The 15,027-nt window shown below is 56.6% G+C and carries 13 protein-coding genes; 9 read left to right on the top strand and 4 right to left on the bottom strand.

Annotated features, from left to right (window positions below):
• Positions 1-19 precede the first annotated feature (19 nt).
• Together ACYVIS_RS11010 and ACYVIS_RS11005 are read left to right on the top strand one after the other, a co-directional pair.
• Positions 20-886, top strand: coding sequence for an N-formylglutamate amidohydrolase (locus ACYVIS_RS11010; RefSeq protein WP_460873971.1), 867 nt, complete (start codon positions 20-22; stop codon positions 884-886).
• Between the two features lie 226 nt (positions 887-1,112).
• On the top strand, positions 1,113-2,309 hold the full coding sequence (locus ACYVIS_RS11005) for a M20 aminoacylase family protein (protein ID WP_232741537.1): 1,197 nt from the start codon (positions 1,113-1,115) through the stop codon (positions 2,307-2,309).
• 659 nt (positions 2,310-2,968) lie between these two features.
• Here ACYVIS_RS11005 and ACYVIS_RS11000 read toward each other — a convergent pair.
• Entirely contained in the window at positions 2,969-3,907 is a 939-nt protein-coding gene (locus tag ACYVIS_RS11000) for a LysR substrate-binding domain-containing protein (RefSeq protein ID WP_460873970.1), read from the bottom strand.
• A gap of 105 nt (positions 3,908-4,012) precedes the next feature.
• On the opposite strand from ACYVIS_RS11000, the gene ACYVIS_RS10995 reads away from it, so the two are divergent.
• On the top strand, positions 4,013-4,993 hold the full coding sequence (locus tag ACYVIS_RS10995) for a Bug family tripartite tricarboxylate transporter substrate binding protein (protein ID WP_232741535.1): 981 nt from the start codon (positions 4,013-4,015) through the stop codon (positions 4,991-4,993).
• A 4-nt stretch (positions 4,994-4,997) separates the two neighbouring features.
• Positions 4,998-6,194 carry a CaiB/BaiF CoA transferase family protein gene (locus ACYVIS_RS10990; RefSeq protein ID WP_460873968.1) on the top strand — a complete coding sequence of 399 codons (1,197 nt, stop codon included), beginning with the start codon at positions 4,998-5,000 and terminating at the stop codon, positions 6,192-6,194.
• Between the two features lie 19 nt (positions 6,195-6,213).
• Here ACYVIS_RS10990 and ACYVIS_RS10985 read toward each other — a convergent pair whose 3' ends face one another.
• Positions 6,214-7,074 (bottom strand): IclR family transcriptional regulator, encoded by an 861-nt coding sequence (locus tag ACYVIS_RS10985; protein WP_460873967.1) that lies wholly within the window; start codon positions 7,072-7,074, stop codon positions 6,214-6,216.
• Positions 7,075-7,191: 117 nt separating this feature from the next.
• On the opposite strand from ACYVIS_RS10985, the gene ACYVIS_RS10980 reads away from it, so the two are divergent.
• The 4 genes from ACYVIS_RS10980 to ACYVIS_RS10965 are packed head-to-tail and all read left to right on the top strand — an operon-like array spanning position 7,192 to position 11,313.
• Positions 7,192-8,463: a Rieske 2Fe-2S domain-containing protein gene (locus ACYVIS_RS10980; RefSeq protein ID WP_460873966.1), complete on the top strand. Its 1,272-nt coding sequence runs from the start codon at positions 7,192-7,194 to the stop codon at positions 8,461-8,463.
• Between the two features lie 38 nt (positions 8,464-8,501).
• A complete protein-coding gene (locus ACYVIS_RS10975; RefSeq protein WP_460873965.1) occupies positions 8,502-9,482 on the top strand; it encodes a Bug family tripartite tricarboxylate transporter substrate binding protein in 981 nt (326 codons plus the stop codon).
• A 22-nt stretch (positions 9,483-9,504) separates the two neighbouring features.
• A complete protein-coding gene (locus ACYVIS_RS10970) occupies positions 9,505-10,278 on the top strand; it encodes an SDR family NAD(P)-dependent oxidoreductase (RefSeq protein ID WP_232741531.1) in 774 nt (257 codons plus the stop codon).
• 45 nt (positions 10,279-10,323) lie between these two features.
• Positions 10,324-11,313, top strand: a complete 990-nt coding sequence (locus ACYVIS_RS10965) for a PDR/VanB family oxidoreductase (RefSeq protein ID WP_460873964.1) — start codon at positions 10,324-10,326, stop codon at positions 11,311-11,313.
• Between the two features lie 59 nt (positions 11,314-11,372).
• Here ACYVIS_RS10965 and ACYVIS_RS10960 read toward each other — a convergent pair whose 3' ends face one another.
• Positions 11,373-11,858, bottom strand: coding sequence for a cupin domain-containing protein (locus tag ACYVIS_RS10960; RefSeq protein ID WP_232741529.1), 486 nt, complete (start codon positions 11,856-11,858; stop codon positions 11,373-11,375).
• A gap of 220 nt (positions 11,859-12,078) precedes the next feature.
• The gene (locus ACYVIS_RS10955; RefSeq protein ID WP_460873963.1) at positions 12,079-12,561 is read right to left on the bottom strand and encodes an Lrp/AsnC family transcriptional regulator; all 483 of its coding nucleotides are present in this window, start codon (positions 12,559-12,561) and stop codon (positions 12,079-12,081) included.
• A 253-nt stretch (positions 12,562-12,814) separates the two neighbouring features.
• Between ACYVIS_RS10955 and glmS the strand changes: the two genes are divergently transcribed.
• Complete coding sequence (glmS, locus tag ACYVIS_RS10950; protein ID WP_460873961.1) at positions 12,815-14,647, top strand: glutamine--fructose-6-phosphate transaminase (isomerizing); 1,833 nt, start codon at positions 12,815-12,817, stop codon at positions 14,645-14,647.
• The last annotated feature ends 380 nt before the right edge of the window (positions 14,648-15,027 follow it).

The raw sequence follows: 15,027 nt of genomic DNA, 5'->3' as shown, positions 1-15,027 counted from the left end.
CCATTCGAGGAGCCATTCAATGAATTTCCAGTTCGCCGACGCAGACTTTGACCCCTTTACATTGTCCCTGCCGACTCAAGACCCGATTCCATTGATCTGCGATTCGCCCCACAGCGGCGTCATCTATCCCAAGGATTTCGGCAGTTGCCTGCCCGCGTCGATTTTGCGCTCGGGCGAAGATACCTACGTCGATGAACTGTGGCAGGCACTTCCTGGCGTGGGCGGCTGCTTGCTGGCGGCCAATTTCCCGCGTTCGTATATCGACCCCAATCGCGAGATCGACGATATCGACATCAATATGCTGGCCGAGCCATGGACGAGTGCGCTGCACCCATCCGAGAAGACGCGCCTGGGGCATGGCCTGATATGGCGGCTGGCCCGCAAGCAGGCGATTTACGATCGCAAGCTCGAGGCGGCTGAAGTTGAAAACCGCATCGCCAGCTATCACCAACCCTACCATGCCGCGCTGACTCAACAGATAGACGCGGCGTACGCGCGTTTCGGCGGTATCTGGCACCTGAACCTGCACTCGATGCCCGCCAATTCGTATGAGGTGCTCGAGATCGAATCCGACACGCCTCTGGCCGATTTCGTATTGGGCGATCGCGATGGCGTGACCTGCGATCCGGCATTGATCGAGACGATCGAAGAGTTTCTGGTGGGGCGCGGCTACACGGTGGCGCGCAACGACCCGTTCAAGGGTGTCGCCCTGATTGCGCGCATAGGCCGGCCCGACGAAAATCGCCATAGCCTGCAAATCGAAGTGAATCGCAAGCTTTACATGGATGAAGATACGTATGAAAAGTCGAGCGGCTTCAATGCGCTGCAAGAGTCGCTGAGCCGTCTCAGCGCCCATGTTGCCGGGTTCGTGCGGGAACGCATCTGATTGGCCGCCCCTGCAGGCGCGATTTGCCGGTTTTGTAGAGGCACCCCTTGCGGGTGCCCGCCGGCCCGCCGCATTGACGGGGAGCGCCCATAAGGGCTGCGGTTGTATTATGGTAATGAATTTGCCGTTCGGTTTTTAAAGCGTCCTGACGCCGCATTATTGCCTGGCGCAGGTTTATGGTCTTGGGTAGTTTTTTTGCGAACAGAGTTATTTACGAGGTCTTGTCATGAGTGTGTTAGCCGATATCGAAGAAAGCCACGAAGAATTGATCGCCATCCGCCGCGATATTCATGCCAATCCGGAATTGGCATTCACCGAACAGCGTACCTCGGCCCTGGTGGCCAAACGCCTGACCGAGCTGGGCCTGGAGGTGCATACGGGCCTGGGCAAGACGGGCGTGGTGGGCGTGCTAAGGGCGGGAACCAGCACCCGGTCCATCGGCTTGCGGGCCGATATGGATGCCTTGCCCATGCCGGAAAACAATCGTTTCGCGCATCGTTCGAAGAATCCGGGGAAAATGCACGGCTGCGGGCACGACGGCCATACCACCATGTTGCTGGGGGCCGTACAGTACCTGGCCAAGCACCGCAATTTCGACGGCGTGGTCAATTTCATTTTCCAGCCGGCCGAAGAGGGCGGCAATGCGGGCGCCAAGGCCATGATGGACGACGGCCTGTTCGAGCGTTTCCCTTGCGATGTGGTGTACGGCATGCACAATATGCCGGGCATGGCGGAGGGATTTTTCGGATTCCGCGCGGGGCCCACCATGGCGTCGAGCAATCGGTTCGATATCGTCATCAAGGGGGTGGGCGGCCATGCGGCGCAGCCGCACAAGTCCGTCGATCCGATCATGATTGCGACGGAAATGGTGCAGGCGCTGCAAACCCTCATTACCCGCAATAAGAATCCGATCGATACGGCGGTATTGTCGATTACGCAAATACATGCGGGCGACGCCTACAACGTGATTCCGTCCGAGGCGATCATACGCGGTACGGTCCGGACGTATAGCGTCGAGGTGCTCGACCTGATGGAAAACAATATGCGCCGCATTGTCACGAAGTTGTGTGAAGCGTATGGCGGCACGGGCGAGCTGGATTTTGTGCGTTGCTACCCGCCGCTGGTCAATTGGCCTGAACAAACCGATTTCGCCGCGAGCGTGGCCGAAAAGATTTTCGGCGCCGATCGGGTCGACCGCGATACGCCGCCGCATACGGGGGCGGAGGATTTTTCGTTTTATCTGGAAAAAGTTCCTGGCACGTATTTGTTCATCGGCAACGGCGATGGCGACCACCGTATGAATACATACCATGGCATGGGGCCGTGCCAGTTGCATAATTCGAATTACGATTTCAACGATGCGCTGCTGCCGATTGGCGCCACGTATTGGTCGAAGCTGGTCGAGGCCACGCTGCCGGCGTGATCGTGCGGGTCCGGGTTTGTGCATTGGCTTTGATGGGTAATGCATGGGCCGGATGATTAATGCATCGTAATGCGGGCCTGGCGCATTTTTGGTTCGAGTGTTTACGGGATTCGACGTTTTGGTATTTTAAGACGCCGTCTATCGGGGCTTGGGGGCAGGACCGGCACGGCGTGCTTCATCCGGATTTAGCTCGTCAAGGCGGGCGTCGGTCGAACTCACTGCGCCTCGCACGCGAGGCTCCGTTCAGACAGCGCCCGACGACTTCCCCCGCCTTGCCAAGCTAAATCCGGCGCACGCCTTACGCCGGTCCTGCCCCCAAGCCCCGATAGACGGCTCGCGTAATGGCATGCCTGGAATTAATGTGCTCGCGCCCACAGAACTGTTGGCATGCCCGCATTCATGCCTCTATCGCGTGGCCACATCTACTCCGATCGACTACTCGATTTATTAAACGTCCACTGTTTCAACGCATACCTCGATGCAATTCCGTAATTCCCCCACCCTACGGCGTCTTAATAGAATCATTCCCAGTCAACACAGTCCAAGGCCATAGCTCAAGTCTAAAAACAGCTAAAAACGAAAGTCACTGAAACACGTTCAATGACGTAAACACTTGAACAAAAAATGCTTTAGTGCCCGCCATTTTTGACTCCAGCATTTCATGCAATTTCTTGTGCCGAGGCTGTGAGCGCCTGCTGCAAAAACTGAATCGGCGCCAGCTTGGCTTTTTCTTGACGGCAAATGAACAGCAGGGGGCTGATCGAGGTGGGCCAGGAAAAGCGAACGGGGCTGATGACCTTTAGTTCGGCATAGCGCTGCACCGCCAGGTGGGGCGCCAGGGTTATCAGCGGCGTGGCCCCAACCATATGGAAATTCGAGAAAAAAGAAAACGATTCTATCAATGGCACCGGCGGCACAATACCGTTTTGAATAAAAGCCTGATCGAATGCATTGCGCGTTTGCGAACCCTTGGGCACCACCACCCAATCCTGTTCTGCCAGTGTTTCAAGAGAAATGTTCTTCTTGCGCGCCAGGGGGTTGTTAATGCTGCATGCGACGGCCAGGAACATTGGCAGCAGGGGTGCAAAGCATAGCTGCTGAATGCTTTCGGGCGTGAAATTGACGGCATCCATGCGCCCTATGGCGCAGTCGAGCTTGTTTTCCAGCACATCGTTAATGACGCTGGACACGGTTCCTTCAAAAAATTTCAACACCAGGTGTATATCGTTTTTCACCAGCCAAGCGATTGACTGGGGAATAAGTTCGACCATCGCAATGGGCAAGGCGCCGACGAGCAGATGGCTGCCGTTGGGTTCGGTGATATTGGCGTTCTGAGCGGCCTGCAACTCATTCAAGGCGATGTGAAGCCGATCGCGCGTGGTCCTGCCGGCATCGGTCAGCAAGGCGCCCTGCCGGGTCCGGGTTACCAGGCCGGCATGAAACACGGCCTCGAGTTCCTTGAGCATGCTGCTCACGGCGGGCTGTGTCAGATTGAGCGCGCTGGCCGCCTTGCTGATGGACTTGAATTCGTCGATCAGATTGAGCAGCAAGAGGTGCTTGAGCCGCAGTTGGCCCAGACGTGGGTTGATGGAGGTCATACAAAAATCTTATCACATTGAAATAATATTTGATTATGTGTTTATGGCCGGCACGGACTAGCATTTGTGGACCGCCTTTGGGCGTAATAAATAGAAGGAGACAAGATGAGATTCCCCAAGAAATCTTTGGCCGCCGCGCTGGGCGTTTTTTTTGCCTGCGCCGGTGTGCCGGCGGCGGCAAGCCCGGCCGGCTATCCGCAGGAACCCGTGAAACTGGTCGTCAGCTATGCCGCGGGCAATGTGACCGATCTGGTGGCCCGCATGATCGGCGAAAAACTATCGACCCTCTGGAAGCAGTCGGTGCTGGTCGAGAACCGGCCGGGGGCGGGCGGCAGCCTGGGCGCGGCGATGGTCGCCAAGGCCAGGCCCGACGGCTATACCTTGCTGTTTTCGGCCGTGGCGGCCCTGGCGGTCAACCCGCATATCTATAAAAACGTGCATTACGATCCGCTGAAGGATTTCGACTACATCACCCTGACCGTGGCCATGCCGCTGGTCTGTGTGGTTAATTCCAAATCCGACATCAAGGATTTTCCCGGCCTGATCAGGTACTCCAAAGAGCATCCCGGATCTCTCAATTACGGTTCGGCGGGCAGCGGCACGATTTCCCATTTGACGATGGAGACGCTGAAGGCGAAATATCAACTGAATACGACACATGTTCCTTACAAGGCATCGTCGGCTGTCATGACCGATCTTTTGGGAGGCCGCATACAAGTGGCTTGCGAGCCGGCCACTGTCACCACGCCTTTGGTGAAGGCGGGCACGCTGCGGGCCATCGGCATCACGTCGAGCCAGGTGCTGCCGTCCATGCCCGAGGTGCCGACCGTGGCATCGCAAATCGGCCCCTTCTCCAGCGGCGCCTGGCTGGGCATGCTGGCTCCCAAAGGTACGCCGCCGGCCATCGTGAAGAAAATAAACTCGGACCTGCAGACGATACTCAAAGACCCGGGCTTCCAGGCCAAAATGAGTCAGCTGGGAATCGAAGTGCTGGCGGAAGGGCCGGCGGATTTCAAGAAACGCGAACGCCAGGATTACGATCAATACGGCGCCATCGTAAAGCGCCTGAACATGAAGGTGGATTGAGGCAATGGGTCCTTTAAGCGGGTTGCGCATTCTGGATCTGGCAACGCTGATTGCGGGGCCGCTATCGAGCACCCTGTTGGCCGATCTGGGCGCCGAAGTGCTGAAAATAGAGCTTCCCAGCGGTAGCGATTCACTCAGAACCCTGCCTCCGTTCAAGGACGGAGTGCCCTTGTGGTGGAAAGTCACCAACCGGAACAAGCGCGGCATTACGCTGGATGTGCGAACGGCCGAAGGGCGGGAGATTTTTCTTGATCTGGTCGCCCGGCATGATGTTCTGGTGGAGAATTTCAGGACCGGAACGATGGGCAAATGGGGGCTGGACGCCGCTACCTTGCGCGCGGTCAATCCGAAGTTGACGGTGTTGCGGGTTACCGGATTCGGCCAGACCGGGCCGGATAAATCGCGCCCGGGATTCGCCCGGATGTTCGAGGCCTTGTCCGGCTACACCTATATTTCCGGCCCCGAAGACCGTCCGCCTTCTTATAACGGCTACCCCATCGGTGACGCCGTGGCGGGCTTGTTTGGCGCGCTGGGGATTCTGTCCGCGCTGCTTCAGCTGCGTTCGGGGCCTGGAGACCAGGCTCAGGGCCAGGATATCGATTTATCCGCCACCGAGGCGATGTTCAGGCTGCTGGAATTCCTGCCCATCGAGTACGATCAACTGGGGGTGGTCAGGGAAAGAAACGGCAACACCAGCGCCTACGCGGCGCCGGTCAATACCTACAAGACCCTGGACGATAAATGGGTGTCTTTGCACGCCAGCGCGCAGCCCATGTGGGAACGCCTGGCGGCCTTGATGGGCAAGCCCCAACTGATCGCATCGGCCGAGTTTTCGGACAACGAGAATCGAGTCAAGAATCGGCATAAATTGAACGCCATGGTGGAAGAGTGGGTGCGCGGCATGCCTTACGATGCCCTCAGCCAGGCTCTGACCAGGGCGGACATTGCCCATTGTCCGATCTATTCAATCGCCGATATTTTCAAAGACCCGCAGGTGGTGGCCAGGGAAAGCATTATTCAAATTGAAGACAGATCGCTGGGCCCGGTCAAAATGCAGGGGGTCGTTCCCCGCTTCGAGAAAACCCCCGGCGCGGTGCGCGCCACGGGCCCGAATCTGGGGCAGGACAATACCGAGGTCTATGAGGCACTGGGGATTGATGCCGCAAGAATGGACGCGTTGCGCAAAAGCGGAGTGATTTGATCCTGATCTTGTCACACAACTACAAAAGCCCCAGGGCTTTTGACATGGATTTGGCTTCCGCCATGAGCAGCTTGCCGAACTCTTCAACTTGCACTGGGTTCAAGCGTACGCTTGGGCCGAAGACGCCTATGGATCCGGCTACCAGGCCCGCGCCATTGAAGAACGGCGCCGCAACGGCCACGGCACCCTTGATAAGTTCTTCATTACTGATGGCATAGCCACGTTGGCGGATGGTCTCCAGCTCTTCAGGATAATTGTTCAGGTTGACGCCAGTGCCTTTCGCATAATCGCGCAATTCACTGGCGCCAATGTTTGCATAGGCAAGGATGACCCTACCGCTGGCGCCTAAAACAATGCGTTCGCGATAGCCTATCCCGCGCTTGAAGCTTAACGGTTGAGCGCTAGGGAGCTCAGCAATGCACGTTCGGTACGCGCCCTGCGGCACAAACAGGGCGACGGTTTCGGCCGTTTGTTCCCAGATTCTGCGCAATATGGGTCTGGCGACTTCGCTGAGATCCTGGCTGGATGTCCAGACATGCACCAAATGTGCAACGGATGGCCCCATCCGAAATTTTTGCGGCTCTCCGACGGAGATAAGGAATCCGTTTTGTTGCAACGTATATAGGAGCCGATAGAGCGTCGGGCGACTCAGGTCGACTCGTTTCAGCAACTCGCTGGCCGAAAGCTCGTAGTCGGCTGCTGTGAAAGCCATCAGGATATCCAGTGCTCGATCCACAGCGCGAACGCCATCATTTATTTTTTCAGTCGCCAATCCATTTTCCTTATCAAAAGCGTGTGCCGCGGTCCATTGCATTTCGATTTCGACCACAAGCCTAGCATGACTGGCCACGCCCTGCCGGGCATACCGCACTTTGATCATGACACTGTCACATAAGTAATTACCCTCATTTAATATTATTCAATAAGTCCATAGAATGGATATGTGTCTTATCAGACGGACAAAATTTGTCGCAATATAGATCAGGAGCGGGAAGTAATGAACAAGGAAATGTCCGAAACACTGGTACGCACCGGACAGGGAACACGGATGGGTGATCTGATGCGCCGCTATTGGGTGCCCATTCTTCTCTCGAGCGAAATCGCTGAGTCAGATGGTCCCCAGGTTCGGGTGCAGATTTTGGGCGAGAAATTGCTTGCCTTCCGCGATAGCGAAGGCTACCCGGGAATCATTGACGAGTTTTGTTCGCACCGAGGCGCGTCGCTGTTTTTTGGCCGGAATGAAGAAAACGGTATTCGCTGCGCCTATCACGGCGTGAAGTTCGATCGCAATGGAACATGTGTCGATGTGCCGTCGGCGCCGCAGATGTGCCCGCGAATGAACATCAAGTCCTATCCTTGCACAGAACGCGGTGGAATTGTGTGGGCCTACATGGGGCCTGCAGAGAAAATGCCGCAACCCGTCGAGCTGGAATGGGCCACTTTGCCGGAAAGCCATGTGTTTGTTTCTCGGCGTTGGCAAGAGAACAACTATCTGCAGGCGATGGAAGGCGGCATTGATACGGCGCATGTTTCGTACGTGCATCGTTATGAAGTCGATACCGACCCCATGCACATGGGTACCAAGGCGCTCGATTACATCAAGGCTGATGGCAATGTCATTTTCGATATTGAAAAAACACCATTCGGTTTAACTCTTTTTGGTCGACGCAATGGTGAACCCGATTCGTATTACTGGCGCATTACGCAATGGCTTTTCCCTTGGTTCACGCTCATCCCTCCCTTTGGCGACCACGCCATGGGCGGGCACATTTTCGTGCCGATCGATGATTACAACTGCTGGGTATGGAGCATCAACTTCCATCCGAAGAAACCGCTCACGGCCGAAGAACGTCGTGACATGGAGCAGGGCAAGGGAATTCACGTGGAATACGAGGAAGGCTCGTTACGCCCCAGGGCGAACAAAGACAATGATTATCTGATCGATCGTCCGGCGCAGAAAGATAAGCGTTCATACAGCGGGGTCTTTGGCTTCGCACTGCAGGATGCGTCTTTGCAGGAAAGTATGGGGCCCATCCAGAACCACGCGACCGAGCACCTCTTGCCTACGGACAAGGCTATTGTCATGGCCCGCCGCATGCTTTACGAAGCCGTGCAAGGTCTTGCGCAAGGCATTGAACCTCCGGCCTTGGACGCATCGGCGCAGCGTGTACGTGCTGCTGGCGTATTGCTGGATCGCGCAAGCGATCCCGTCGAATGGGCCGAGGAGCATTTATCGGACGGCCTTCATCAAGCGCTTTACTCGGTGTAGACGCATCGTTAAAAAATTCATCCCATAAAGGAGACAGTATGAAAATCCTGCAGCGCATAGCCACAATCGCTCTGTTTGCCGCCAGCCTTGGCGGCCTGGCAACGCCTGTGAGCGCCAAAGAGTGGGCGCCCACCCGGCCGGTGCATATTATTGTGCCGATCGTAGGCAGTACCAATGATGTGCTGGCGCGCCTGGTGGCATCCAAGCTGGGGGATTTGATCGGGCAGCCTGTGATTGTCGAGAACAAACCTGGAGCCGGAGGCACTATCGGCGCGAACTACGTTGCCAAGGCTGCTCCCGATGGTTTGACGCTGCTGGTCGGTTACAACGGCCCGATTGCTGTCGATGTGTCTCTGTTCGTCAAAATGCCGTACGACCCGGTGAAGGATCTTGAACCTATTACACTGGCCGTGACAGCCCCGCAGTATCTGGCCGTTAACAAGAATCTACCGGTGAAGACTTTGGCCGATCTGGTGGCAATGGCCCGCGCCAAGCCTGATCAGCTTTCCTATGGCTCGGTGGCTGTTGGCAGCGCATCGCATTTGACCATGGAAATGCTGAAATCCGCCGCCAAGATCAATATTGTTCACGTTCCCTATAAAGGTTCGGGGCCGGCCCTGACAGATTTGCTTTCCGGAAACATACAGGCGACTTTCATGGTGCCAGGCAATGTGTTGCAGTACGTGAAGCAGGGGCGCTTGAAGTTGTTGGCCTCTACCGGCCAGAAACGCTTTGCCGGCACACCTGATGTTCCCACGATGATTGAGTCCGGCTACCCCGATTTTGTGGCTTTGTCATGGATTGGCTTTTTGGCTCCCGCAGGCACGCCCAAGAATATTATCGATCGCTACAACAGGGAAATCGTCAAGATTCTTCATATGCCAGACGTGCGTGCCCGGCTTCAAGCCATGGAATTCGAAGTGGTAGGCAGCTCGCCAGAACAGTTTCGCGACTGGATCCAGACCGAAATTCCGCGCTGGGGCAAAGTCATCAAAGATACCGGCACCAAAATCAATTAAAGCGATTAAGGGATAGTGAATCATGGCTAGGCTTGTGAGCAGGACGGCGCTTATTACTGGCGCGGGGGCAGGTATCGGCGCTGCTTGCGCGCGGCTGTTTTGCGCTGAAGGCGCGGCCGTCATGCTGGTCGATGCCGATGCGGTGGCTCTTGAGAAAACGGTGCGCGCGATTCGCTCGGAGCAGCCGCAGGCTTGTCTTGCGCACCTGGCCGCTGATGTGGCCGACGGGTCTTTGGCGCTTGCCGCAGTACAGCGTTGTGTTGAAGTGCATGGCGGTCTGGATATTTTGGTGAATAACGCGGCGATGCGCAATTACTCTACTGTTGCCGACGCGTCGGTCGCCGAATGGCAGGCAATGATCAATGTGAATTTGCTTGGCGCCGCCAATTACTGTCGAGCGGCATTGCCGCTACTGCGTCGCTCGGGACACGGCAGCATCGTGAATGTGTCTTCTTGCTATGCCGTGACTGGTCGCAAGGGCATGGGCATTTACGATACGACCAAGGCGGGCCAGCTTGCCCTTACCCGCACGCTGGCGCACGAAGAAGCTGAACATGGCGTGCGAGCCAATGCAGTCTGCCCTGGCTCCACATTGACCGATTTTCATATTTCCAAGGCTTTGGCCAATGGGAAGAGCGTAGACCGACTCAAGACCGAGCGGCAGAGCACATCGCTGCTAGGCCGCTGGGCAAGCCCGGAAGAAATCGCCTGGCCGATCCTCTGGCTTGCGTCCGGCGAGGCGTCGTTCGTGACGGGCGCTGCATTGATGGTCGATGGTGGTTTATCGATTATGTAGATCCGCTGCGCTGCTTCAGTATTCAGTGCCACAGGAAGCTTTAGTATGTCCACTCCTGCTTTGAACGCCCTTGTCCATACCATGCGCTATGAGGCCAAGGGCATAGTCAGCCTCGAATTACACCCGGCAATGGGCGATGCCGTTTTCCCTGCGTTTGAACCGGGCGCGCACATTGACTTGCATTTACCCAATGGATTGGTACGCAATTATTCATTGCTCAATCCGGCGACGGAGCGCCAGCGTTATGTAGTGGGTGTGCTTGACGATCGCAATAGCCGTGGCGGTTCGCGCTATGTGCACCAGCAATTGAGGGTCGGTATGGTATTGCCGGTTTCCGCACCTCGCAACAATTTTCCTTTGTGCGAATCGGCACAGCACAGCGTGTTGCTTGCGGGCGGTATCGGCGTGACACCCATGCTGAGCATGCTGCAGTCGCTGGCGGCGCGGGCCAGACAGGTGGAGTTCATCTATTGCGCACGGTCCCGCAGCGAAGCCGCTTTCGTTCGCAAGATTGAGTCGTATGCTGGCTTGCCTGGAGTGCGCTTGCGGTGGCACTTCGATGAAGAGGAAGAAGGGCCGCCGGATTTGAGGCAGCTTCTGGCAGGACATACGGCCGATACGCATTTATACGGTTGCGGTCCTGCGCCCATGCTGGATGCGTTCGAACGCACTTGCGAAGAACTGGGCTATGCAAATGTGCATATTGAGCGATTTGCGGTGTCTTCTGCGTCAGTTTCGGCCGTCGCGGAACGTGTGGCCGATGAGCTGAACGGATATTGTGTCGAATTGCGGCGCAGTGGCAAGACTCTTCAGGTCCCCGTTGGCGTTTCCTTGCTCGACGCATTGCTGGAGGCTGGCATATCCCATGACTACAGTTGCAAGGAGGGTTTGTGCGGCGCCTGCGAAACCCGAGTGCTGGCTGGCGAAGTGGACCATCGCGACAGCATCCTGACCAAGTCCGAACGCGCCGCCAACAACACAATGATGGTCTGTGTGTCCCGTTGCAAGCGTGGGCCGCTAGTGCTGGATATTTGAATGGTGTCGCCGGATGACCGCGTCACACGCTGTGGACGCGGCGCTGACTATCCCGGGGATCAATCGTGCGGGTGCGGATGCTTGTGGATAGGGTCTACCCAGTACACTTCCTCGGGCTTTTCGACGGCGTCGATATCCAGGTTGATGACAACGGCTTCGTTGTCGCTGCGCACCAGTACGCATTCCAGGGGCTCGTCGTCGCTGGCGTTGATTTCCTGGTGCGGGACATAAGGCGGCACATAGATGAAGTCGCCCGCTCCGGCCTCGGCCACGAATTCCAGATGATCGCCCCAGCGCATGCGGGCGTTGCCGCGCACAATATAAATAACGCTTTCCAGGGCCCCGTGGTGGTGGACACCCGTTTTGGCCTTGGGGAAAATGGTGACCGTGCCGGCCCATAGTTTTTGCGCGCCGACGCGGGCATAATTGATTGCCGCGGCACGGTTCATGCCGGGTGTTTGTGCCGTATTGGTGTCGAGCTGGTTTCCGTGGATGACGCTGACGCCCTCGGTGCGCCAGTCTTTATGCTGATGCTCTTCACTCATGAATTTCTCCGCTGTTGAATTTGTTTATGAAGCCGTTGCAGGCTGAGTGTGCTGGAGTTTGAAATTGCACATTCCCGCGCAAGCAGCTACGCCAAGCCTCATGTCGATCTGCATCAATCATACGTCGAGATGCCGCCGCGTGGAAATGTCCGGAGTGGATCGGGCGTGTTGCCGATGCCGGGGAATCAATGGCGGTGGGGCACAAGGCCTGTCTCTATATCTACACCGGAATACGCGTTTCGAACTTGCTGCGGTGTATCGAAAAAAACGTGCGCACATTGCGCACGTTTGCCTGCGAGGTAAACACGCGATGCGCCATGGCATGGTAAGCCGGCATATCGGGTACCTGGGCAATCACCAGGAAGTCCGGTCCGGGCGATACACGGTAACATTGCAATACGGCCGCTTCATCTGCGACACTGGCCTCGAATTGGTCCAGGTACTCGGCGGTTTGTACATCCAGCGTGATCTCGACAATAGCCGTCAGCGTATAGCCCAGTTTTTCCGGATCAAGTATGGCAACCTGTTTTTCAATCACGCCTTCCTCGATCAACCGCCGCACGCGGCGCAGGCAGGTTGGGGCCGAGGCATGAACCCGATGGGCCAAGTCCTGGTTGGTCAGCGAGCTGTCGGCCTGCATTTGTTCCAGAATGCGCTGGTCCAGTTCGTCCAGGGCGGCAAGCGGTCTTGATTTTTTAATCATGAGGTCGGTTAGGTAATGAAAAGCCGGCCGCCGAAGAGAATTTGAACCCGATGCTATCGGTTTGACGTAACTCAGGCTTGGCACAGCACATCAGTTAATGCCTATTTAGATAAAAAAATAAACAAATATGAAATAATATTTTATACTCTTCTTTTTAAGAAATAAAAAATCATAAATAATCAAATAAAGAAATCTAATTTCTCTCTATCTTGAGCACAATAGCCCAGTCCCTAAAAATTAGCTGGAGTTCCTTATGTGTGGCATTGTTGGCGCCGTTGCGCAACGCGACATCACCCCGATTCTTCTTGAAGGCCTCAAGCGCCTTGAATACCGCGGCTACGACTCGTGCGGCGTGGCGGTGTATTCCAATGGCGAATTGCGGCGCGCCCGCAGCACCGAACGGGTTGCCGAACTTGAAAATCAAATCCGGCAAGAGAACCTCAGCGGCTTTACCGGCATTGCCCATACCCGCTGGGCCACGCACGGCGCGCCTGCCACGCACAATGCCCATCCGCATTTTTCCGGGCAGGGAAAAGGGGCGGCCCGCATCGCCCTGGTGCATAACGGCATCATCGAAAATCACGATGAATTGCGCGCCGAATTGCAGGCCACTGGCTACGTTTTTGAAAGCCAGACCGACACTGAAGTCATTGCCCACCTTATCGACCACCTGTACACCGGCGATCTGTTCGAGGCCGTGCAGCAGGCCACGCGCCGCCTGACCGGCGCCTACGCCATTGCCGTATTCTGCCGCGACGAGCCGCATCGCGTGGTCGGCGCCCGCCAGGGCTCGCCCCTGATTGTGGGCCGCGGCACCAATGAAAACTTCCTGGCCTCCGACGCGCTGGCTCTGGCCGGCACCACCGACCAGATCGTGTACCTTGAAGACGGCGATGTCGTCGACCTGCAGCTTGCGCGCATCTGGATCCTTGATGCCGACGGCCGCCCGGTCGATCGTGAAGTCCATACCGTACATGTGCATACCGGCGCCGCCGAACTCGGCCCCTATCGCCACTACATGCAAAAGGAAATCTTCGAACAGCCGCGCGCCGTGGGCGACACCCTGCAAGACATCGAAAGCATCACACCTGAACTGTTCGGCGACGGCGCCTACAAGATTTTCAAGGATATCGACAACGTCCTGGTCCTGGCTTGCGGCACCAGCTACTACGCTGGCCTGACCGCCCGCTACTGGATCGAATCGATCGCCAAGATTCCCGTCAACGTTGAAATTGCCAGCGAATACCGCTATCGCGACAGCGTGCCCAACCCGCGCACCCTGGTCGTGACCATTTCCCAGTCCGGCGAAACCGCCGACACCCTGGCGGCCCTGAAGCATGCGCGCCAACTGGGCATGGAACACACCCTTACCATCTGCAATGTGGCCACCAGCGCCATGGTGCGCGAATGCAAGCTGAGCTACATCACCCGCGCCGGCGTCGAAATCGGCGTGGCATCCACCAAGGCATTCACTACCCAATTGACCGCCTTGTTTCTCCTGACGCTGGCATTGGCGCAAAGCAAGGGCCGTTTGACCGACGAGCAAGAGGCCGAGCAACTGAAGGCCTTGCGCCACCTGCCCGTGGCCATCGGCGCCGTGCTTGCGCTGGAGCCGCAAATCATGGCTTGGGCCGATCGTTTCGCCAGCAAGGAAAACGCCTTGTTCCTGGGCCGCGGCATGCATTACCCCATTGCCCTGGAAGGCGCGCTCAAGCTTAAGGAAATCAGCTATATCCACGCCGAAGCCTATCCCGCGGGCGAACTCAAGCACGGCCCGCTGGCGCTGGTGACCGAACACATGCCCGTCGTTACCATCGCTCCGCGTGACCAACTGCTGGAAAAGCTCAAGTCCAATATGCAGGAAGTGCATGCGCGCGGCGGCGAGCTCTATGTGTTTGCCGACGCCGACACCAAGATGGGCAGCAGCGACGGCATCCATGTGATCCGCATGCCGGAGCACTACGGCAAGCTCTCGCCTATTTTGCATACGATACCGTTGCAATTGCTGGCGTATCACACGGCGTGTGCGAGGGGAACGGATGTGGATAAGCCGAGGAATCTGGCGAAGAGTGTGACGGTGGAATAGGGAGTCGTCCAAAATGTGATGACTAGAGTAAATAAAGTCCGTCGGGCCCGAATAAAGTTCGTCGGGTGAATTGCAGATTAGGGAATCGAACTGAGCTTTCTCTGAAACAATAATTCATAGGACCGTGCCCTTTAATTTGAACATTGTGGGCGTGGTGCGGAATGCGGTTGAGCATGGCCGGGGTCAAAGTGGTGTTGCTACCTAAGGGTTGGTCCCGTTTGTATGTTTCCTTGAAAACATGCAAAATCAAATTAGATAACTGCTCATCCGTCAATATTCCATGGCACCACAGGCAGTGTCCGCCGGGCAGGGAAAGGGCTACTTGGCCGGATAGGCGATCGCCAAGAGGTGAATGACCAGCCGTTTAAGGCCTGCCGTGA

It is taken from the genome of Paralcaligenes ginsengisoli (assembly GCF_054781135.1).
This window is presented reverse-complemented; position numbering and strand designations above follow the sequence as displayed.

Coding starts and splice junctions, on each gene's coding strand:
- ACYVIS_RS11010 (WP_460873971.1), top strand. CDS start 20: ATGAATTTCCAGTTCGCCGACGCAGACTTTGACCCCTTTACATTGTCC.
- ACYVIS_RS11005 (WP_232741537.1), top strand. CDS start 1,113: ATGAGTGTGTTAGCCGATATCGAAGAAAGCCACGAAGAATTGATCGCC.
- ACYVIS_RS11000 (WP_460873970.1), bottom strand. CDS start 3,907: ATGACCTCCATCAACCCACGTCTGGGCCAACTGCGGCTCAAGCACCTC.
- ACYVIS_RS10995 (WP_232741535.1), top strand. CDS start 4,013: ATGAGATTCCCCAAGAAATCTTTGGCCGCCGCGCTGGGCGTTTTTTTT.
- ACYVIS_RS10990 (WP_460873968.1), top strand. CDS start 4,998: ATGGGTCCTTTAAGCGGGTTGCGCATTCTGGATCTGGCAACGCTGATT.
- ACYVIS_RS10985 (WP_460873967.1), bottom strand. CDS start 7,074: ATGATCAAAGTGCGGTATGCCCGGCAGGGCGTGGCCAGTCATGCTAGG.
- ACYVIS_RS10980 (WP_460873966.1), top strand. CDS start 7,192: ATGAACAAGGAAATGTCCGAAACACTGGTACGCACCGGACAGGGAACA.
- ACYVIS_RS10975 (WP_460873965.1), top strand. CDS start 8,502: ATGAAAATCCTGCAGCGCATAGCCACAATCGCTCTGTTTGCCGCCAGC.
- ACYVIS_RS10970 (WP_232741531.1), top strand. CDS start 9,505: ATGGCTAGGCTTGTGAGCAGGACGGCGCTTATTACTGGCGCGGGGGCA.
- ACYVIS_RS10965 (WP_460873964.1), top strand. CDS start 10,324: ATGTCCACTCCTGCTTTGAACGCCCTTGTCCATACCATGCGCTATGAG.
- ACYVIS_RS10960 (WP_232741529.1), bottom strand. CDS start 11,858: ATGAGTGAAGAGCATCAGCATAAAGACTGGCGCACCGAGGGCGTCAGC.
- ACYVIS_RS10955 (WP_460873963.1), bottom strand. CDS start 12,561: ATGATTAAAAAATCAAGACCGCTTGCCGCCCTGGACGAACTGGACCAG.
- glmS (WP_460873961.1), top strand. CDS start 12,815: ATGTGTGGCATTGTTGGCGCCGTTGCGCAACGCGACATCACCCCGATT.